Below are 19,895 nucleotides of genomic sequence, written 5' to 3' on the forward strand. Positions count from 1 at the left end.
CGCAAAATGATTTGTGACCCACAGTAAGGCGTGTCTGTTTTATTATGTACTATCCCTTTTCCTGGCTAAAAAGCGTGCTGCGGCTCACCGGCCTGGTCGCCTTATCGGCGCTGATTGGCTGGTGGCTGGATAATGTGTTGCTGTGTATGTTGCTGGGTCTGGGTGCCTTGCTAGGCATCAATTACTGGCAGCTGTACAAGCTTAATCGCTGGTTGTGGCACAGTCGTAAGATGTCGCCACCCACGGTCAAAGGATTGTGGGAGCATATCTATGAAGGGATTTATTATCTGCAGCGGCGCAACCGCAGCAAACGTAAAGAGCTCAGCGAGCTGGTCAAACGCTTTCGCGAAGGCTCTGAAGCATTGCCGGATGCGGCTGTGGTGCTGGACGCCAAAGCCTGTATTATCTGGTGTAACCGGCTGGCGCGGCTGGATTTAGGCTTAAAATGGCCGGCCGATGCCGGCCGTCGGATCGATAATCTGATCCGCCATCCGGCCTTTATTGAATATTTTCATGCCGGCGATTTTGACCATCCCATTGAAGTGCCGGCCCCCACCAATCCCAATAAGGCGTTTGAATACCGCATCATGCCCTATGGCAATGCGCATTTATTGCTGGTGGCGCGGGATGTCACCCGGGTGTCGCAATTAGAAGAAATGCGGAAAGATTTTGTCGCCAATGTGTCTCATGAGCTGCGCACGCCGCTGACCGTGATGCACGGCTATCTGGAATTGCTGTCGGTGGATGAGCAGCGTGACCCGTTTCAGGCTAAGGCGGTGCGCGAGATGACCGCCCAGGCCCAGCGCATGCAAAATCTGATTGAAGATTTGCTGGTGTTGTCGCGCATTGAGGCCAGCGCCGAACGCATCTATGAACATGTGGTGGATACCCGGGCTATGTTTCGTCAGATGGAAAACGAAGCCCACGCGCTCAACAAACAAAAACAGCATACTATCCGCTTTCATATTGACCCGGATCTGCGCGTATACGGGGTGGAAACCGAGTTGCGCAGTGCCTGTTCTAATCTGGTGTTTAATGCAGTGCACTATACACCGGCGCCGGGCAACATTGATGTGTACTGGCAACGCACCGAACACGGCGCGCGCTTTGCGGTGGTGGATAATGGCGACGGCATAGCGCAGTCGCATCTGGCCCGGCTGACCGAGCGCTTTTACCGGGTGGACAAAGCCCGTTCGCGTAAAACCGGCGGCTCCGGCTTAGGCTTATCGATTGTTAAACATGTGCTTAGCCACCACAACTCAAAGCTGGAAATCGACAGCACTGTGGGCCAGGGCAGTACCTTTTGGTTTGTATTGGACGAAGAGTTGATTGCCGAATGATCCAGTGGCGTCGATGTCTCAAATGTCTCCTTTTAGTGCTATCCAGTGGCCTGGCATGGGGGGCACAGGCTGCCACGGATGAGATCCCAGCCTATGAGCGCCAGCCAGGCGTGGCCGGTAAAATCACTTCGGTGGGCTCAGACACTCTGGCCAATCTGATGACCTTCTGGTCCCAGGAGTTCAAAGCACTTTACCCGCAGGTTAAATTTCAGATTCAGGCCACCGGCTCTTCTACTGCGCCGCCGGCGCTGACCGAAGGCACTGCCACCATCGGCCCCATGAGCCGCGAGCTTAAACCCAGTGAAATTCGCGAATTTGTGCGTGAGCACGGCTATCCGCCCACCGTGCTGCGGGTGGCCATGGATGCTATTGCCATTTTTGTGGAACGGCGCAACCCATTGCCGGGGCTGACCCTGGAGCAGGTGGATGCGATCTTCTCGGCGACCCGTTTTTGTGGCGGTGCACAAACCTTGTCGCGCTGGCAGCAACTGGGTGCCCAGGGCGAGCTGGCCAATGCGCCATTACGCCTGTACGGGCGTAATTCGGTCTCCGGTACCTACGGGCTGTTTAAAATGATGGCGTTGTGTGACGGCGATTTTCGTAACACTGTCAATGAGCAGCCCGGCTCGGCCTCGGTGGTATTGTCGGTGGCCACCAGTAAAAATGGCTTAGGCTATGCCGCCTACGGCTACAAAACCGCTGGCGTACGCGCGCTGCCTATCGGCGAAACCGCTCAGACCCTGGTGCCGCTGACCATGGCCAATGTGCGCGATGAAAGTTACCCGTTTGCCCGCTTTTTGTATCTGGTAATCAACAAAGCACCCGGCCAGCCATTGCCAACGCTGGAACGAGAGTTTTTACGTTTTGTGCTTTCTAAAGAAGGCCAACAGCAGGTCCAGCGCGATGGCTATTTCCCGGTGCGTGAAGATGTAATACTACGACAGCGCCGCCTGCTCGACAGTACCCCTCGCTAGGCTACACCCCGCATATCCTCTGCGTTTGAAATTTAATCATCTAAAATGGGTTAAACCCAATATAAAACTTTTGTGACAGAAGTGGGATGTAACAAAAGTGTCATCAAGCTTCGGTAGGCTTCTGGGCGTCTTATTTCATAACAATAGTTCTTTTGGAGATACAAATGGCTATCAAGCAATTTTTCACAGTATCTGCGGTTGCCAGCGCCTTGGTTCTGGCAGGGTGTGGCGGTGATATCAACATCAACGAAGGCGATATTACTAATGAGGGCGGTACTGTAACCACCCCGGATCCTGCTCCTGGTGACGGCAATGACAATGCTGTGGTTGCTGCCGGCCTGGCCACCGATGTTTCGGCCAGCTTTCCTGAGATCACTGATAAGCCAGTGTACCAATTGAACGCCAACATCGAATTTAACGACGATGTTACCTTAAGCTCTGATGCACACTGGGTGCTAAATGGCCGTACCGCAGTGGGCGGAGACAACCAAAACTCTGCCGTGATGACCATCGAAGCCGGTACCACCATCATTGGTCAGGCCGGTGAAGATTTTCTGGTGGTGCGTCGCGGCTCACAAATTATGGCCAACGGTACCGCCGAAGCACCGATTACTATGACCTCTGTACAAGATGCCACCGGCCAGGAAACCGCTATCGGCCAATGGGGCGGACTGGTGATTCTGGGTCGCGCACCAGCTAACTCGTGCGGTGACCAGGTGGGTGAAACTACCGAAGACGAACTGAACAACTGTGGTATCTCGGCTGAAGGTGATGCCGGCCAGTTTGGTGGTAATCAACCAGAGGACAACTCTGGTGTGCTCAACTATGTGGTGGTCAAAAATGCCGGCCGTACGTTGGGTAACGGCGATGAGCTGAATGGTATCAGCTTTGCCGGCGTGGGTTCTGGCACCCAGGTAGATTACATCCAGGTCCACCAAAACTTAGATGACGGTATCGAATTTTTTGGTGGCACCGTCAATGTGAAGCATGTGGTGCTGACCGCCAATGGCGATGACTCGTTTGACTGGTCATTTGGCTGGACAGGTAAAGCGCAGTATGTGCTTATCAAACAGGATGCGGCTGACGGCGACAATGCGTTTGAATCCGACAACAGTGAATTTGACGCCGCCGCGACCCCGCTGACCAACCCAACCGTAGCCAATGTCACCATCATCGGTGCTGACGATGCCAATGGCGTACGTCTGCGTGCCGGTACAGCCGGTACCCTGGCTAACTTTGTTATCACCGGCCCGGACACCTACAATAATTGTTTGCGGGTAAACGGTGCGGAATCTCAGGCCAATGCCGATGCCAGCGACCTCTCGATGGTCAACTCAGTTCTTGCCTGTGCCGACGGCAATAACTTCAGCGATGACGAGGGCACGCCGGGTTTCACCCAAAGCTGGTTTGAAGGCCAGACTGGCAACCAGATAGTGGCACAGGATGGCTTAGGCCTGGCCGCCAATGGCTATCAGCCTGCGGAAGGCTCGGTGTTGCTGGAAGGCGGCGCAGATTTATCTGCTCAGGATAGCTATTTTGAAGCGACCACCTTTATTGGTGCCATGGACGCATCCAATGACTGGACCGCTGGCTGGGTGACTGTGGGCCTTAACTAAGGCTGCGACCTGCTAATAACCATTGATACTTAGGCGCCTTCTGGCGCCTAAGCTGTTACAAGCACAGTATTTCAGTTACAGCTCTCATGGAGTGTTTTACATGACTCATTCAAATCGTTCGTTGCCAGCCAAATCAACACTCTGCTCGGCGATCTCGCTCGCCCTGTTGGCTGGCACCGTGACGTCGTTACCAGTGGTGGCCCAGGACAGCACGCAGGCTGACGACCAGCAGGTAATTGAAGAAGTGGTGGCCACCGGCACCCGCTTAAAAGGCACCGCCGAAGCGGTGATGCAAGAACGTCAGAACCAGGCCTTTGTGGCCGATATTTTAGGTGCCGATCAAATTTCACGGACCGGCGATGGCGATGCCGCCAGCGCCCTGCGCCGGGTGACCGGCCTGACCCTGGTGGACGGCAAGTTTATTTATGTGCGCGGCTTAGGGGAGCGATACTCCAGCACCCAGCTCAACGGCATGGGTGTGCCCAGCCCGGATCCCACCCGCTCGGTGGTGCCGCTGGATTTATTTCCGTCCGACATCATCGAATCACTCAATGTGCAAAAATCCTTTTCACCCAGTATGCCGGCGCACTTTGGTGGCGGCAGTGTGAACATTCGCACCAAATCGATTCCATCTGATTTTGTGTTTAAAGTGTCTGGTGGGGTGGATTACAACACTACCAACTCTACCCAGGGCTTTTTCTACAGTGGCGGTGGCGATGACTGGACCGGTCGCGACGATGGCACCCGGGCCTTATCATCTGTGATCCAGAATAATCTAGATCAGGCGCAGGCCGATGATGGTATCGAAGGCTCCGGCACGTACCCGCTGACGCTGGAGCAGCGCAAAGAAATGCTCGGCTCCATGTTTTGGGACATTGGCCCGGATGCTAAAGATATCGACCCGGCATTTGATTTAGGCGCCACCCTGGGTAACCGTTTTGTCACCGATTACGGCGAGATTGGCTTTTTGTCCAGCATCTCGTATGAAAATGAATGGAATGTGGGGCGCGAGCAATCCGGCACCAACTTAGGTACCGTAGGCTGTTCAGACCTGCCGGACAGCAAAACCAATGGCGGCAAATGTTTTGCGCAATCTTTTGATGGCGTGGAAACCGAACAAAGTGTCAGCTGGAGCGGCATGTTCAATGTTGGCTATGAATACAACAGCAACCACCGCCTGGAACTGACCAATGTGATTTTGCATGACATGAATGATCGCGTGCGCGTACGCGACTTTGTGGATGTGAATGAAACCATCTTTGGTACCCGCGAACTGGCCCGGGTCGACATGCTGTTTGAAGAACGTCGCATGACCTCCAGCCAGATCAAGGGTACGCACAACTTTCCGGAACTCAACTTTTTGTACTTTGACTGGTACGCCGGTACCAGTCGGGCCAATCGGCAGGCACCCGGTGGGCTCTCAGCCACCTACCAGATCAATCTGCAGGACGGTGAGTTTTTATCCCAGCAATTGCAGGATGTATCGGCCACCAATGTGGATCGCCAATATCAAAGTCTGCGCGATGTGTCAGACACCTGGGGCTGGAATGCCGGCTATCCCATTACATTGGATGGCATTGATTTAGAAATTAAAGCCGGCGCGGACTTTTTTGAAAAAGCGCGGAAAGCTGAAAACATCACCATCCAGGTACCACATCGTGCCATTGCCGATGATGCCCTGTTTGGCGATCAGATTGATGAAATTTTCAATCCTGACGCACTGGCCAGTGATGACTTTTATGCCAGCAGCACCGGTGCCGGGATTTTGCAGTCGAACATGGCTAACGGTGACGAATACGCTGCGGGCACCAAGATCGATGCTTATTATCTGATGGCCGATGCCTTTATCGACAACACCTGGCGGGTGTCGGGCGGGGTACGCTATGAGGATTTTCGTCAGATTTCGGTGCCGTTTGAAGCCCATGCCAATAGCTTTTCGGCAGAGTCCGCAGAGCTGGCCGACCTGGCCTTCCAGGAAGATGACTTTTTCCCTTCACTGGCACTGACTTACATCATGGATGACGAGATGCAGTTTCGATTGAACGTGAGTGAGTCGGCGATCCGCCCGGATTTGCGGGATGTCAGCACCACCTTCTTTATCGATCCGCTGACCGAGTTTTTGGTGCGCGGCTCACCGCTGCTGAAAAGCTCCAAGCTGACCAACGTGGATTTTCGTTGGGAATGGTACCGTGAAGGCGGCAACAATTTGTCTGCGGCGCTGTTCTACAAAGACATGGAAAACCCCATCGAGCTGGTGGAGTTGGGCACCGTTGGGGGCGCCGCGCCTAACCTGCTGACCGCCAATGCCCAGTCTGGTGAGCTGTACGGGGTGGAAGTGGAGTTTTTGCAGGATTTAAGCATTGTGGATGAGCGCCTGGTAGACTTTTTTGTTACCGGTAACGTCACGGTGTCAGATTCCAATGTGGTGATTGGCGCTGCCGATGATGGTGTGACCAGCCTGTTTGAAGAGCAATTGCTGGATGCACTGAACGCCACCAGTGCCTCGAACATTGTGACCAACAATGAGCGCCGCCTGGTGGGCCATTCTGAGTGGGTGTTAAACCTGCAGGCCGGTTATGACTCTCCCAATGGCGAACACTCGGCCACGGTCGTGTATAACGCGTTTGGGCCGCGGATCATTGTGCCGGGCACCCGGGGCAACCAGGATGCCGAGGAGCAGACTTTCCACTCGATTGATATCAACTATTCGTACTACCCGGATTTCAACACGCAGATTAAATTCAGCATTAAGAATCTGCTGAACGAAGAAAAGCAAATTACCCAGGAAGGGCTGGATTTGTTACGTGAACAACGGGGTGTCGAATTTGGTTTAAGCTATAGCTACAACTTCTAATCTTTTGATTAGCCAACACATCCTAAGAGCCGCGCCATGCGGCTCTTTTTATTTGTACGAGCGGGCGCCAGAGCCGGCAGGAATGCGTCCAATATGTAATAAAACTGTCACAGAAAACTCCTATCCTACGCGCAGTTTTTATCAGGGTCGGTGTCTGCCGATTTCTTTTCACCAAAAAGGTTTGAATGTATGAAGCTTTTCAACTCCTTGCTACTGGCGAGTGCCATGCTGGCATCATCCGCCATGGCCCAAGACGATGAAGTCTTAAAACCCGTAGTAGACGAAGCTGCCAAGATCAATGAGTCGGCCGCGCAGTCACAGGAAAAAATCAACCAGATTACCAATCAAATCGATAGCAAACTTCAGCAGTTCAAAACACTGAACAAAGAAATCGAAGGGCTGGAAGTGTATAACAGCCAGCTGCGTAAGCAGATCGAAAACCAGCAGCAGGAAATGCAGGATCTGAATGCGTCTATCGACGAGGTGTCTGTTATTGAGCGCCAAATCACGCCCCTGATGATCCGCATGATTGACGGCCTGGAACAATTTATTGCGCTGGACGTACCGTTTCTGGCTGAAGAGCGCGCCAACCGTGTAGCAGACTTAAAAGCGCTGATGGAGCGTGCTGATGTAGCTGCCTCTGAAAAATTCCGCCGCGTGATGGAAGCCTATCAGGTAGAGATGGAATACGGCCGCACCATGGAAGCTTACAATGGCATTCATGAAATTGAAGGCCAGGAGCGTGATGTAGAATTTTTACGCTTAGGCCGCACTGCGCTGATTTATCAAACCCGTGATGCCAGCCGTCAGGGTGTGTGGAACAAACAAACCCGCCAATGGGAAGAGCTGGATAGCAGCTATCGCACCCAAATCACCAAAGGCTTACGCATGGCCAAGAAACAGCTTGCGCCAGATATGTTAATGCTGCCAGTGGCAATCACGGACTAAGAGGTAGATGACCATGTTTAAACAAATGAAAAAATGGGCTGTTGGTCTGGCTGCCGTCAGCTTAAGTGTTTCTGCCCTGGCGCAGGACGATCGTGCACTGGATCTGGATGCACTGCTCAAGCAGTTGGAAGAAGGCCAGTTTGCCCAAAGCCAACAAAATAAACAGCGTGAGCAAGAGTTCATGCAAAAACGTGCGCAGCAGGATGACATCCTGGAACAAGCACGTGAGCGCCGTAATGCGCTGTTGCAACAATCTGAAACCTTAGAAACCCAGTTTGAAGAAAATGAATTTAAACTGGCGGATCTCAATGGTGCGTTGGATAACCGTATGGGCTCACTCAAAGAGCTGTTCGGTGTGCTGCAACAAGTTGCCGGTGACACTAAGAGTAAATTCCAAAACTCAGTGATTTCAGCGCAAATCCCTGGCCGTTCTGAATTTTTAGACAATATGGCGCAGGAGATGGGCAAAAGCTCTAAGCTGGCCTCGATTGAAGAAATTGAGCGTGTCTGGTTTGAGATGCAGCGCGAGATGACTGAGTCTGGCGATGTTGAAAAATTCGAAACCAGCGTAGTGGAAGCCGGCGGCGAAAAGGTCAATAAAGAAGTGGTGCGGATTGGCCCGTTTGCTCTGGTCTCTGACGGTAAGTACTTAGACTACAACGGCACCACCGGCACTGTGGCTGAGCTGGTTCGTCAGCCAGCTGACCGCTATCAGGATTCTGCGGCTGAACTGCAAGCTTCCAGTGGTGAACTGGTGGAATTCGGCTTGGATCCTACCGGTGGCTCTATTCTGGGCTTGTTGGTACAAGCGCCTACGTTGAAAGAGCGTGTTGAGCAAGGCGGTGAAGTAGGTTACATCATCCTGATTGTGGGTGCCATCGGCTTGCTGTTAGCCCTGGAGCGCCTGATTTCACTGACCATCATTCACTCAAAAGTGAAAAAGCAGCTGAAATCGTCAAAAATCAAAACCACCAACCCGCTGGGCCGCATTTTGAAAGTGCGTGACAAGTACCCGGATGCGGATACCGAAGCGCTGGAGCTGCACTTAACCGAAGCCATCCTGGGTGAGGTGCCAAAACTGAGCCGTAACCTGACCATCATCAAGATCATCTCCGTGGTGGCCCCGCTAATGGGTCTGCTGGGAACGGTAACCGGTATGATTAATACCTTCCAGGCAATTACCCTGTTTGGTACCGGTGACCCTAAGCTGATGGCCGGTGGTATATCAACCGCGCTGGTGACCACAGTATTAGGTCTGGTTGTTGCCATCCCTATGACCCTGCTGTACGCCTTGCTCAACACACGTAGCAAAAACATCGTGTACATCCTGCAAGAGCAAGCGTCAGGTGTTATCGCAGAGCGCGCTGAGCGGAGCTAGATCATGACCGAGTTTCTCGAAGCAATTCGCGATTTCACAGAAACAGGTGGCCAGGTTCTCCTGGTCATCGGCCTGCTGATATTCGTTATGTGGCTTTTGATCCTCGAGCGTGCGATGTACATCCTGGTTTGGCATAAGAGCAAGAAAAAACAAGCGATCAAAGAATGGCAAAACCGTGCTGATCGCTCGTCCTGGTACGCTGAACAAATCAGACAAAAAAAGATTTCCAAGCTGTCGATTGAGTTAAACGGCAGCATTCCCATCATCCAGTCGCTGGTGGCCTTGTGCCCGCTGTTAGGGCTACTGGGGACGGTGACCGGAATGATTGAAGTCTTTGATGTAATGGCGATTTCTGGCTCAGGTAATGCGCGTTCGATGGCCTCCGGGGTATCGAAAGCAACGATTCCAACCATGGCCGGCATGGTCGGCGCCTTATCCGGCGTGTTTGCCTCGACCTGGTTGAACCGTAAAGCCAAATCTGAACGCACGCATCTTGAGGATGCAATTATTATCGAACGTAATGCCAGTTAGGGCGTTAAGTTAAGGGTTAAATTATGAAACAGCATTTTCAAAACCTGGTGGACGAAGAAGAAGCCCAAATTGATATGACGCCCATGCTGGACGTGGTCTTTATCATGCTCATCTTTTTCATTGTGACCGCGTCGTTCGTGAAAGAAGCCGGGATTGATGTGAATCGTCCAGAAGCCTCGACGGCAGTGAAAAAAGACCGGGCCAGTGTGCTTATCGCCATCTCCGATAAAGGTGAGATTTGGATCAACAAACGCCGGGTGGATGAGCGCGCGGTGCAGGCCAATATTGAGCGTCTGCATGCTGAAAACCCGCAGGGGACGGTAGTGATCCAGGCTGATAAAAAGGCTACCACCGAGACCCTGATTAAAGTAATGGATGCCTCCCGCGCGGCAGGTGTCTACGATGTATCGATCGCAGCACAAGAGCAATAAGCCATGCCACGATTTATTATCGCATTTTTTGTTTCGCTGGCGATAACGTTAGGCCTGTTCTTTTTGATGCAGTCACTGATCAAAATGGGTGGCAGCGCGCTGACTGAGCCGCCCAAGGGCAGTGTACTGGACTTTGTGCGGGTGAAGCAGGAAGAAACGGTTGAGCAAAAAGAGCGTAAGCCGCGTAAGCCGCCCAAGCCGGAACAGCCACCGCCGCAAATGCAGCCACAGCAGATGGACTCGCCGAGTCCGGATGCCGAAGCCTCCTCCATGGACTTTAGTGCCGAGGTCGGTGACGATGGTGGCCTGGAAGGTGGCCTGGCACTGGACTCCGGCGACGGTGAATATCTGCCGATTGTGAAGGTCTCGCCAGTGTATCCACGCCGTGCGCTACAACGGGGGATTGAAGGATTTGTAATTGTTGAATTTACTGTAAGCAAACAAGGCGCAGTCAAGGATCCGGTGGTGGTGGAAGCCAACCCTGAAGGGATTTTTGAACAGGCAGCCATTGATGCGGCAATGAAGTTCAAATACAAGCCCCGCGTGGTGAATGGCGAAGCAACTGAAGTATCTGGTGTGCAAAACCGGATTACATTCCAGATTGACGGGTAACACGATATGCAAAAATCATTATCCAAGCACCTGATAGCCGCGTTGGCTGTGGTGGGCCTGCTGGGCGGTACAAGTGTGCTGACCAGCCCGGTGGCGCTGGCCCAGCAAAAGGCCAGTGACAAAGAAACCCGCCAGGTGCCCACGCTGCGTTCCAAAGTGTATGAGCAATTGTCTCGGGCCCAGACCGCGGCCGATGAGGGCGACCTGCCTGAAGCGATTGCCATTTTGGATGAAGTGCAGGGCAAAGACTATTCGATGAATAGTTACGAACAAGCCATGATGTACAATTTCTACGGCTTTATCTATTACAACGATGAGCAGTACGAAAAAGCGCTGGAGTCGTTTGCCCAGGTTGTAGAGCAACAGCCCATCCCGGTTAAATTTGAGATGTCGACGCTGTTCTCGCTGGCCCAGTTGCACCTGATGCAGGGCAACTACGATAAGGTGGTGAGCTATCTTGAGCGTTGGGAAAGCCTGAGTGAAGGGGATGCGCCGGCTAAGCACAAGGTGCTCAAAGCCCAGGCCCTGTATCAGGATAAGCAGTACCAACCGGCGGTGGAGTACATCAACCAGGCCATTGCTGAGCATGAAGCCAAAGGCATGATCCCGGATGAAGGCTGGCTGATTTTACAGCGTGCCATTTATTATGAGTTGAAAGAGCCGCAAAAGGTTAAGGATATTCTGATCAAGATGGTGAAGCTGTACAACGAGCCTAAGTACTGGATCCAACTGGCCGGCATGTATGGTGAGCTGGGCGAAGAGCGCAAGCAACTGGCCATCATGGAAACTGCCTATCAGGAAGGCTATGTGCAAAGCGCTGCGGATATCTTCAACTTAGCCCAACTGTATTACTATCATCGCGTGCCTTACAAAGGCGCCAAGCTGATGGAGCAGGCGCTGGAAGAGGGTGTGCTGGAAAAAAATCTGCGTAACTGGAAATTCTTAGGCCAAAGCTGGCAGCTGGCCAAAGAAAATGGCAAAGCGATCCCGGCCCTGACTGAAGCCGCGGCATTGTCAGAAGATGGCGAGCTGGACGCTCAGCTGGCGCAGATTTATTTGAACGATGAACAGTGGAGCGAAGCCATTGCCGCCGCCGATACCGCATTGGAAAAAGGCCAGTTGCGTAACCCAGGCATGCCGCACCTGGTCAAGGGCATGGCGCTGTACAATACCAAGCAATATGCTGCCGCACTGAATCAGCTGGCTGAAGCCGAGAAACATGCGCAAAGCCGTGCCATGGCGCAGCAATGGACCAAGTTTGTGCAAGCGGAAAAAACCAGCCAGGAACAACTGGACGCCTCTTAACCTAGGCTGTCTACCCCAACCCAAAAACGCCGCTCTCGCGGCGTTTTTTATGCCCGCCGCCCGGCGTTGGCACTGGACACCCACCTTTTCTAGTGGACACCCACTGTTGCTACTGGACACCCACATGAAAATAATCAGGCTCGTTCTTGCGAGCTGAAGACATCAGATAACAGCAAGGGGGTTACAAAGAAAACAAACGCAGTATTGGTAAAGACGCAGGCAGATGAAAAGCGCGCGATCAGCTAGATAAGGTCATCCGCTATGAGTGAGAGCACATCCTTGGCGCTGTGCTAAATCCCTAACCCACTTTTAAGACGTGATGGCAGGTGACGACGTCGAGATTCAGGCCGCCGGCGTGCTGGCGTTCCGGGCTGAATAAACCCAGCCAAACACAATCCCACCGATAATGCCGGCACCCACCTGCATGACCACCCCCACCGGTTCACGGGCTCCGGCAATCAGGGTCACCTCCATGATGGGCTGCATGGCCAGTAAGATCAGCAGCATGGTGGCGCCCCCGGCCAGCCCGGCCAGCAAAATAATGTGCGAAAAGCGCCGCGCCAGAATAGTGGTGAAAATGAGACTGATAAACAGCCCCAGTGCAATCGCACTGCCATAGGCTGGCAATAATCCCCAGATATCCTGCAAGGTGGTGGCGATGCGATCCGAGATACTGATCGCAATTTCAATTTCTGTTAGTTCGTGCAGTACCCGCTGAGTATGAAATACGCAGGCCAGGACATAGGTACATAGCCAGGCACCTAAAAACGCCAGGCCAAATTGTTGCAGATAACCGCGCGCCATAACGCCCCAAAACTCGATGAATTTTGGTTAGTCTAAGCGTGGTAGGCCACAGATACCATTGAATTATGTTTAAAGCTTGTTCACACCCGCCAGCAACCCTGCCTCACTGGCCGGATAGCACTGTAATAAAACAGTTGTCGCCACCCCAGCTGCACAGTATGTTGGGAAACCACCAACCATGAGGTGCTTATGCGCATTGTTCTGATCCTATTCATCCTGTTCGCCGGCGGAGCCATAGCAGCCCCTTACCATACCATCCCGGCCTTTTCAGAATCGCTCAACCGGCCATGGGCCCTGACCGCGCTGCCCTCCGGTGGCTGGTTGGTGACCGAACGTGCCGGCACCCTGGTGCATATTACTCAAGCCGGCACCGTCAATCGCTACCCGCTTGATTTGTCTGACCTGTATGATGCCGGGCAGGGCGGTCTGCTAGATGTGGCAGTTGCTGACTCGTTTGGTGCCACCGGGACAATTGTGCTGACCTACGCCGCCGGAACGGCGCAAGCCAATCAGTTGACCGTTGCCACCGCCAGGCTGTCAGAACAGGGGGTGAGCCAGTTGACCCCGATCTTGCAGGTGCAGCCAGCCAAGGCGACCCCGGTGCATTTTGGCGGCCGACTGGTCCAGCTACCTGATAAAACCTGGCTGGTAACCACTGGTGATGGCTTTGATTATCGCGAGCAGGCTCAGGTGCTTACCAGCCGGATGGGCAAAATCCTGCGCTTTCAGCTCAATGGCGAGCCAGTGGCCAACCCACCTTTTGCGCAGGCGCCATTTGTGCACTCACTGGGTCACCGCAATCCACAGGGTCTGGTGGTGGTGGACAATACAGTTTATGCCCATGAGCATGGCCCGGACGGCGGCGATGAAATCAATATCATCCAGCCAGGGCAAAATTATGGCTGGCCGGTGGTGACTAATGGCGACGATTATTCTGGCGCCCGAATCAGCCCATTCCGGGACTACCCGGGTATGCAGGCGCCGTTATATGACTGGACACCCTCGGTGGCACCTTCTGCGATGGTGTATTATCAACACAGTCGCTGGCCGCACCTGCAAAATAAATTGATGATCACCACCCTCAAGCAGCAGGCGATTTTGGCGGTGGATATTGCAGCCAACCCTGTGCAGGCAAAGGAGCTTAAAATCGCCCAACCGCAGCGCTGGCGAGACATTGCGGTAAATGCCGTCGGCCAGCTTTTTTTGCTGCCTGATGGTGAACACGTGCAAATTTTGCAGCTGCAACCACCGGCACAATAGATGTGTAAAATAATGCCAGCGCCAGCTATACACAGGCTGAATGGCCGCCATAAAAGAACGAAAGCGCACAGTCATTCAAATAGCCGCGATAACCCGCTATAATCCCGGGGTTTTATAAGTCACGTCCTGCCGCCAAGACCGAAAACATTGCCCAGGCAGGAATAACCATGAGGAAGAAATCGTGTTAGAAGAGTATCGTAAACACGTAGATGAACGTGCTGCACAAGGTATCCCTCCGAAGGCGCTTACCGCCGAACAGGTCGCCAGCTTAGTTGAACTGCTGAAAAATCCGCCCGCCGGAGAAGAAGAATTTTTGTTGGAGCTGATTTCTGAGCGCGTTCCTCCTGGGGTCGACGAAGCCGCTTATGTAAAAGCCGGCTTTTTGAGTGCCGTGGTCTCCGGTGAAGTGGCCTGCCCACTGATCGATCGTGAAAAAGCGGTAGAGCTGCTGGGCAACATGCACGGCGGTTACAATATCGTTACGCTGATCGACCTGCTGGACGATGAGTCACTGGCACCACTGGCAGCCAAAGAACTGAAACACACGCTGCTGATGTTTGATGCATTCCATGATGTGGAAGAAAAGCACAAAGCCGGTAACAAGTTTGCCACCGAAGTGATTGAGTCCTGGGCCGAAGGTGAGTGGTTCACGTCGCGCAATAAGATGGACGACAAGATGACCTACTCTGTGTTTAAGGTCACTGGCGAAACCAATACCGATGATTTGTCACCTGCGCCTGATGCCTGGTCTCGTCCAGACATTCCGCTGCACGCGCTGGCAGCCTACAAAATGACCCGTGATGGTTTAGAGCCAGAAGAGCACGGCGTTAAAGGCCCAATGAAGCAAATTGAAGCCATCAAAAACCAGGGCCACCCGGTAGCCTTTGTTGGCGATGTAGTAGGGACGGGTTCTTCACGCAAATCGGCCACTAACTCTGTCTTGTGGTTCTTCGGTGAAGACATGCCTGGCGTACCGAACAAGCGTGGCGGCGGTGTCTGTATCGGCAGCAAGGTTGCCCCTATCTTCTTCAATACCATGGAAGATGCCGGTGCACTGGTTTTTGAAGCCGATGTAGAAAAAATGAACATGGGCGATGTGATCGACATCTACCCGTACGAAGGCAAAATCACTAACCATGAAACCGGTGAAGTGCTGGCCGAGTACAGCTACAAATCAAAAGTGATTTTGGATGAAGTGCGTGCCGGTGGCCGTATCAATCTGATCATTGGCCGTGGCCTGACCGATAAAGCCCGTGAAGCATTAGGCTTAGGTCCAACTGACCTGTTCAGAAAGCCAGAGCAGCCGCAGGATACTGGCAAAGGCTATACCCTGGCGCAAAAAATGGTCGGTAAAGCTTGTGGTGTTGAGGGGATCCGCCCTGGCACGTACTGTGAACCTAAGATGACCACCGTGGGCTCGCAGGATACCACCGGCCCGATGACCCGTGACGAGCTTAAAGATTTGGCATGTCTGGGCTTCACTGCCGATCTGACTATGCAGTCTTTCTGTCACACTGCGGCTTATCCAAAGCCTGTGGATATTGAAACCCAGCATACGCTGCCGGACTTCATCATGAACCGTGGCGGTGTGTCACTGCGTCCAGGCGACGGTATCATCCACAGCTGGCTGAACCGTATGTTGTTGCCAGACACCGTGGGTACCGGTGGTGACTCGCACACGCGCTTCCCGCTGGGCATTTCCTTCCCGGCAGGCTCTGGTTTGGTTGCCTTTGCTGCCGCCACCGGTGTAATGCCTCTGGATATGCCAGAATCAATTCTGGTGCGCTTTAAAGGTAAGCGTCAGCCTGGCATCACCCTGCGTGACCTGGTCCACGCCATCCCACTGTACGGTATCAAGCAAGGCCTGCTGACAGTTGAGAAAAAAGGTAAGATTAACCAGTTCTCCGGCCGTATTCTTGAAATCGAAGGCTTAGAAGATCTGACTGTAGAACAGGCGTTTGAATTATCAGATGCTTCGGCAGAACGTTCTGCGGCCGGTTGTACCATCAACCTGTCAGAAGAGTCGATTGCTGAATATCTGCGCTCGAACATCACTATGCTGCGTTGGATGATCAACGAAGGCTACGGTGATCCGCGTACGCTGGAGCGTCGTGCCCAGAAGATGGAAGAGTGGCTGGCCAACCCAGAGCTGATGCGCGCCGATAAAGATGCCGAGTACAAAGAAATCATCGAAATCGATCTGGATGACATCAAAGAGCCTATCGTATGCTGCCCGAATGATCCGGATGATGCCAAAACCTTGTCTGATGTGGCCGGCGACAAAGTGGACGAAGTGTTCATTGGCTCGTGCATGACCAATATTGGTCACTTCCGTGCGGCCGGTAAATTGCTGGACAACTACGGTAAGACACTGCCGACACGTCTGTGGATTTCACCACCGACCAAGATGGACAAAGCGCAGTTGATGGAAGAAGGCTATTACAACATTTACGGCCGGGTAGGTGTACGCACCGAAATGCCAGGCTGTTCACTGTGTATGGGTAACCAGGCACGGGTTGACGCCGGTGCGACAGTATTGTCGACCTCTACCCGTAACTTCCCCAACCGTTTGGGTGATGGCGCCAATGTGTACCTGACGTCTGCTGAATTGGCGGCTGTTGGTGCTATCGTCGGTCGCATTCCGACCGCTGAAGAATACATGGAATACGCCGGTAAGATTGACTCTATGGCAGCCGATGTGTATCGCTACCTGAACTTCGATCGCATGGAAAGCTTCAAAAAAGCCGAGGAAGATGCCAAGGCCAATATCATTCCTACCTTAAGCCTTGCCTAAGCACGGCTAACGGACTGATTACACACTGATAAGGCCGGGCTGTTTTACAGCCCGGCTTTTTTTATGCGTGGCAATTAACATCTCTAGATAAAAAGGCAGGGCAACGGTAGACTGCCTGAACACCCGCCACATGGCTTAAGTGCAACGAGGATAATAATGAAGGCGCAACAACACCGGATATTGCTACTGACATTGAGCTGGCTGCTCGGCCTGCTGGGTCTGGCGGCTACCGCCGCTACGCCCATCGAGTTTGAACAGGCCACGGTGACCGTTAACGACACAGCCTATCAGGTAGAGTATGCGCAAACCTTCGAACAACGAGCCCGCGGACTAATGTTTCGCAAGCAGTTATGTGAGGATTGCGGCATGCTGTTTCGCTTCAGTCCACCTAAACAAGCCAGCATGTGGATGAAAAACACCTTTGTGCCGCTGGATGTGGCCTTTATTACCAAAGACGGCGTGATCACTGATATTAAGCCGCTGGAGCCCCATGACTTAACGTCTGTGGGCGCTTCGCGCCGGGTCACCTATGCGCTGGAGATGAACCAGGGGTGGTTTGCCCAGCATGATATTCAGGTGGGCGACACCGTACACATAGTCCTGCAATAAGTTGCAGGCAAAGTTTTAACTGAAGATGGAGAAGATTGTGACTGATGCATTAACCATCGCCAAGTTTGGCGGAACCAGTGTAGCCAATTATGATGCGATGCAGAATTGCGCGCGGATCGTCGCGGGCAACCCGGCCACCAAAATCGTGGTAGTCAGTGCGTCGGCCGGGGTAACCAATCATTTAGTCAGCCTGGCATTTACCCCTATGACTCAAGAGCAAATTGACGCAGTTTGCGATGCGGTTATTAAGATTGAGATGGCGATTGTTGAGCGCCTGCAACAGGCTGACGTGGTTAAATCCAAGCTGCAGGAGTTGCTGGATGAAATGCGTGAGCTGGCATTTCACACCGAAATCTTGCATCGCGATGACTTAAAAGATCAGTTGCTGTCGATGGGTGAGCGCATGTCTTCGCTGTTATTTAGTGCAGTGCTTGATGAAACCGAGGCAACGGCCCTGAACTTTGATGTGCGCAAGGTGCTGCGCACAGACAGCGAGTTTGGTCAGGCTGCGCCGCAATTACAGACTATTAAAGAACTCAGCGAATTGTTGCTACGCCCGGAGATCGACAATGCGGTGGTGGTAACGCAAGGCTTTGTTGGCGCCGATGAACAAGGGCGTACCACCACCTTAGGGCGTGGTGGCTCAGATTTCACGGCGGCGCTGTTAGCTGAAGCCCTGGATGCCGAAGTCTGCGAAATCTGGACCGATGTGACCGGAGTCTATACCACGGACCCGCGCATTGCGCCTAATGCTCATCCGCTGCCAGAGCTGAGCTTTGAAGAAGCAGCAGAAATGGCCACCTTTGGTGCCAAAGTACTGCATCCGGCGACTATGGAGCCAGCGCTGCGCCAGGACATTAAAGTGTTTGTCGGCTCCAGCAAAGAGCCGGAAAAAGGCGGTACCTGGATCATGCGTGATTGTGAGCATGAGCCTCCTTACCGGGCCATCACGCGGCGTAAAGAGCAGGTGATGGTGACGGTTAAAACCCCGAAAATGATGTACGCCCAGGGCTTTTTGCAACAGGTATTTGCCATCATTGCCAAACATCGCTTGAGTGTGGATCTGGTGACCACCTCAGAGATCTCGGTATCCTTTACTCTGGATAATCCGGCTAATTCGGTAGCCTCGCGTTTAAATCGGGAAACCATTGCCGAGCTGGAAACCATCTGTGATGTCAAAGTGGAAAAAGGCTTTGATTTGGTCACTGTGGTGGGCAATCACATGCAAAGCGCTAAAGGAGTCTCCAGTAAGATCTTTGCCGCAGTGAGCGATTACAACTTGCGGATGATCTGCTTTGGCGCCAACCCGCATAATATGTCGTTTTTGGTAAACGAAACCGACAGTACCGAAGTGGTGCGCGGCCTGCATCAGTCTTTGTTTGAGTAAGACAATGCGGGCAAGCGTAAGCTTGCCCGTCTATCAGGCTTTATTCAGTTCATCATGTAATTTCAGAACTTTGTCGCCATCCTCTTGTTCAATCAAATAAGCCGGCTTGTTATCGTCCGCCTTACGGGTGACCTCTTCGCCTTGCAGGGTTCGGGTGACTTCTTCCCAAAACACCTCTCGCACATATCCCTGACCTTTTCCGTTGCCCCATTCCCACTCTACTTTACTGTTGGTTTGATATGCTTTGCTCATCTTGGCCTCCTTGTTGGCTATTCAAGCTGATTACGGGGTAACCGGTGGGATAGCCCAAAAGCGGCCGCTGCTCAAATTGCCGCCGTGCATTGAAGCTAACCGGCCCAGGTGAGGACAGCCACACATTTCCTGGACAGCCACTCGCAGGCGCAACAAGACAGCCATCGTTAACGTTGGACAGCCACCTATGGACTGCTTGTGCTTATAACCCTTACGAGTGTTACTTGGGGCAATTACTGCGGGTCAACCAAGAGTTGAGGGAGAGGGGCAATACTGCATTTTACCAACTGTGGGTGTCCCGGCTTTGGGAATAAAAGCCAGCTTTGCAGAGAAGCGAATTGAGAGAAGAGGATAGGAAGACACATACAAAAACGCCAGGCAGTGCCTGGCGTAATAAGACCAACAATAAGGTTGGTTAGCTTACAACTACGTTGCTCGCTTGAGGGCCTTTTTGGCCTTGTTCAATAGTGAAAGTCACTGATTGACCTTCTGACAGGGTTTTGAAGCCGTCAGATACGATTGAACGGAAATGAACAAATACGTCTTTGCCACCGTTTTCTTGAGTGATGAAGCCAAAACCTTTGTCTTCGTTAAACCATTTTACGGTGCCGTTTACTGTATCAGACATGTTAGTCGCCTTTTTAAATAAGTGAAAAAATAATTGAGCAATAGATAGAACTTAGCTAATAACGCAGCTATGAATCTAAAACCAACTTAAAAAGGAGAATAAAGAAAACAGTGCAGTAATAGTAAAGTGCTTTAATATCTAAAGCGTGTGTATAGTATAGTTTGTGCGCAGC

At 52.6% G+C, this 19,895-nt stretch carries 17 protein-coding genes; 14 read left to right on the forward strand and 3 right to left on the reverse strand.

Features of this window, described 5'->3' with window-relative positions:
• The first annotated feature begins 44 nt into the window (after positions 1-44).
• The 10 genes from phoR (at position 45) to ACTUJZ_RS06250 (ending at position 11,989) form a co-directional block, all read left to right on the forward strand.
• Positions 45-1,340, forward strand: a complete 1,296-nt coding sequence (gene phoR / locus ACTUJZ_RS06205; RefSeq protein ID WP_463635423.1) for a phosphate regulon sensor histidine kinase PhoR — start codon at positions 45-47, stop codon at positions 1,338-1,340.
• On the forward strand, positions 1,337-2,314 hold the full coding sequence (locus ACTUJZ_RS06210) for a PstS family phosphate ABC transporter substrate-binding protein (RefSeq protein ID WP_463635424.1): 978 nt from the start codon (positions 1,337-1,339) through the stop codon (positions 2,312-2,314). Before phoR ends, ACTUJZ_RS06210 begins: the two co-directional genes overlap by 4 nt.
• Positions 2,315-2,478: 164 nt before the next feature.
• Complete coding sequence (locus ACTUJZ_RS06215; protein ID WP_463635425.1) at positions 2,479-3,930, forward strand: hypothetical protein; 1,452 nt, start codon at positions 2,479-2,481, stop codon at positions 3,928-3,930.
• Positions 3,931-4,030: 100 nt separating this feature from the next.
• The gene (locus ACTUJZ_RS06220; RefSeq protein ID WP_463635426.1) at positions 4,031-6,784 is read left to right on the forward strand and encodes a TonB-dependent receptor domain-containing protein; all 2,754 of its coding nucleotides are present in this window, start codon (positions 4,031-4,033) and stop codon (positions 6,782-6,784) included.
• 189 nt (positions 6,785-6,973) lie between these two features.
• On the forward strand, positions 6,974-7,732 hold the full coding sequence (locus ACTUJZ_RS06225) for a DUF3450 domain-containing protein (RefSeq protein WP_463635427.1): 759 nt from the start codon (positions 6,974-6,976) through the stop codon (positions 7,730-7,732).
• Between the two features lie 13 nt (positions 7,733-7,745).
• Positions 7,746-9,110, forward strand: coding sequence for a MotA/TolQ/ExbB proton channel family protein (locus ACTUJZ_RS06230; RefSeq protein ID WP_463635428.1), 1,365 nt, complete (start codon positions 7,746-7,748; stop codon positions 9,108-9,110).
• A 3-nt stretch (positions 9,111-9,113) separates the two neighbouring features.
• Positions 9,114-9,641: a MotA/TolQ/ExbB proton channel family protein gene (locus tag ACTUJZ_RS06235; RefSeq protein ID WP_463635429.1), complete on the forward strand. Its 528-nt coding sequence runs from the start codon at positions 9,114-9,116 to the stop codon at positions 9,639-9,641.
• Between the two features lie 23 nt (positions 9,642-9,664).
• Complete coding sequence (locus ACTUJZ_RS06240) at positions 9,665-10,072, forward strand: ExbD/TolR family protein (RefSeq protein ID WP_463635430.1); 408 nt, start codon at positions 9,665-9,667, stop codon at positions 10,070-10,072.
• A gap of 3 nt (positions 10,073-10,075) precedes the next feature.
• Positions 10,076-10,684 carry an energy transducer TonB gene (locus ACTUJZ_RS06245; protein WP_463635431.1) on the forward strand — a complete coding sequence of 203 codons (609 nt, stop codon included), beginning with the start codon at positions 10,076-10,078 and terminating at the stop codon, positions 10,682-10,684.
• Between the two features lie 6 nt (positions 10,685-10,690).
• Complete coding sequence (locus ACTUJZ_RS06250) at positions 10,691-11,989, forward strand: tetratricopeptide repeat protein (RefSeq protein WP_463635432.1); 1,299 nt, start codon at positions 10,691-10,693, stop codon at positions 11,987-11,989.
• A 342-nt stretch (positions 11,990-12,331) separates the two neighbouring features.
• Here the strand turns inward: ACTUJZ_RS06250 and ACTUJZ_RS06255 are convergent, their stop codons facing one another.
• Entirely contained in the window at positions 12,332-12,793 is a 462-nt protein-coding gene (locus tag ACTUJZ_RS06255; RefSeq protein WP_463635433.1) for a hypothetical protein, read from the reverse strand.
• Positions 12,794-12,982: 189 nt separating this feature from the next.
• Between ACTUJZ_RS06255 and ACTUJZ_RS06260 the strand changes: the two genes are divergently transcribed.
• From ACTUJZ_RS06260 to lysC, 4 genes are all read left to right on the forward strand, one after another.
• Positions 12,983-14,053 (forward strand): PQQ-dependent sugar dehydrogenase, encoded by a 1,071-nt coding sequence (locus ACTUJZ_RS06260; RefSeq protein WP_463635434.1) that lies wholly within the window; start codon positions 12,983-12,985, stop codon positions 14,051-14,053.
• Between the two features lie 181 nt (positions 14,054-14,234).
• Entirely contained in the window at positions 14,235-16,847 is a 2,613-nt protein-coding gene (acnB, locus tag ACTUJZ_RS06265; protein ID WP_463635435.1) for a bifunctional aconitate hydratase 2/2-methylisocitrate dehydratase, read from the forward strand.
• A gap of 156 nt (positions 16,848-17,003) precedes the next feature.
• Entirely contained in the window at positions 17,004-17,456 is a 453-nt protein-coding gene (locus ACTUJZ_RS06270) for a DUF192 domain-containing protein (protein ID WP_463635436.1), read from the forward strand.
• A gap of 37 nt (positions 17,457-17,493) precedes the next feature.
• Positions 17,494-18,843: a lysine-sensitive aspartokinase 3 gene (gene lysC, locus ACTUJZ_RS06275; RefSeq protein WP_463635437.1), complete on the forward strand. Its 1,350-nt coding sequence runs from the start codon at positions 17,494-17,496 to the stop codon at positions 18,841-18,843.
• A 33-nt stretch (positions 18,844-18,876) separates the two neighbouring features.
• Here lysC and ACTUJZ_RS06280 read toward each other — a convergent pair whose 3' ends face one another.
• Both ACTUJZ_RS06280 and cspE read right to left on the reverse strand, forming a co-directional pair.
• Positions 18,877-19,095 carry a hypervirulence associated TUDOR domain-containing protein gene (locus ACTUJZ_RS06280; RefSeq protein ID WP_463635438.1) on the reverse strand — a complete coding sequence of 73 codons (219 nt, stop codon included), beginning with the start codon at positions 19,093-19,095 and terminating at the stop codon, positions 18,877-18,879.
• A gap of 415 nt (positions 19,096-19,510) precedes the next feature.
• A complete protein-coding gene (gene cspE, locus ACTUJZ_RS06285) occupies positions 19,511-19,723 on the reverse strand; it encodes a transcription antiterminator/RNA stability regulator CspE (RefSeq protein ID WP_463635439.1) in 213 nt (70 codons plus the stop codon).
• Positions 19,724-19,895 lie beyond the last annotated feature (172 nt).

This window comes from Alteromonas sp. WD8-37 (assembly GCF_055326825.1).

Bases quoted from the DNA above. Each gene is read 5' to 3' on its own strand.
- phoR (WP_463635423.1), top strand. From the start codon at position 45: ATGTACTATCCCTTTTCCTGGCTAAAAAGCGTGCTGCGGCTCACCGGC.
- ACTUJZ_RS06210 (WP_463635424.1), top strand. From the start codon at position 1,337: ATGATCCAGTGGCGTCGATGTCTCAAATGTCTCCTTTTAGTGCTATCC.
- ACTUJZ_RS06215 (WP_463635425.1), top strand. From the start codon at position 2,479: ATGGCTATCAAGCAATTTTTCACAGTATCTGCGGTTGCCAGCGCCTTG.
- ACTUJZ_RS06220 (WP_463635426.1), top strand. From the start codon at position 4,031: ATGACTCATTCAAATCGTTCGTTGCCAGCCAAATCAACACTCTGCTCG.
- ACTUJZ_RS06225 (WP_463635427.1), top strand. From the start codon at position 6,974: ATGAAGCTTTTCAACTCCTTGCTACTGGCGAGTGCCATGCTGGCATCA.
- ACTUJZ_RS06230 (WP_463635428.1), top strand. From the start codon at position 7,746: ATGTTTAAACAAATGAAAAAATGGGCTGTTGGTCTGGCTGCCGTCAGC.
- ACTUJZ_RS06235 (WP_463635429.1), top strand. From the start codon at position 9,114: ATGACCGAGTTTCTCGAAGCAATTCGCGATTTCACAGAAACAGGTGGC.
- ACTUJZ_RS06240 (WP_463635430.1), top strand. From the start codon at position 9,665: ATGAAACAGCATTTTCAAAACCTGGTGGACGAAGAAGAAGCCCAAATT.
- ACTUJZ_RS06245 (WP_463635431.1), top strand. From the start codon at position 10,076: ATGCCACGATTTATTATCGCATTTTTTGTTTCGCTGGCGATAACGTTA.
- ACTUJZ_RS06250 (WP_463635432.1), top strand. From the start codon at position 10,691: ATGCAAAAATCATTATCCAAGCACCTGATAGCCGCGTTGGCTGTGGTG.
- ACTUJZ_RS06255 (WP_463635433.1), bottom strand. From the start codon at position 12,793: ATGGCGCGCGGTTATCTGCAACAATTTGGCCTGGCGTTTTTAGGTGCC.
- ACTUJZ_RS06260 (WP_463635434.1), top strand. From the start codon at position 12,983: ATGCGCATTGTTCTGATCCTATTCATCCTGTTCGCCGGCGGAGCCATA.
- ACTUJZ_RS06270 (WP_463635436.1), top strand. From the start codon at position 17,004: ATGAAGGCGCAACAACACCGGATATTGCTACTGACATTGAGCTGGCTG.
- ACTUJZ_RS06280 (WP_463635438.1), bottom strand. From the start codon at position 19,095: ATGAGCAAAGCATATCAAACCAACAGTAAAGTAGAGTGGGAATGGGGC.
- cspE (WP_463635439.1), bottom strand. From the start codon at position 19,723: ATGTCTGATACAGTAAACGGCACCGTAAAATGGTTTAACGAAGACAAA.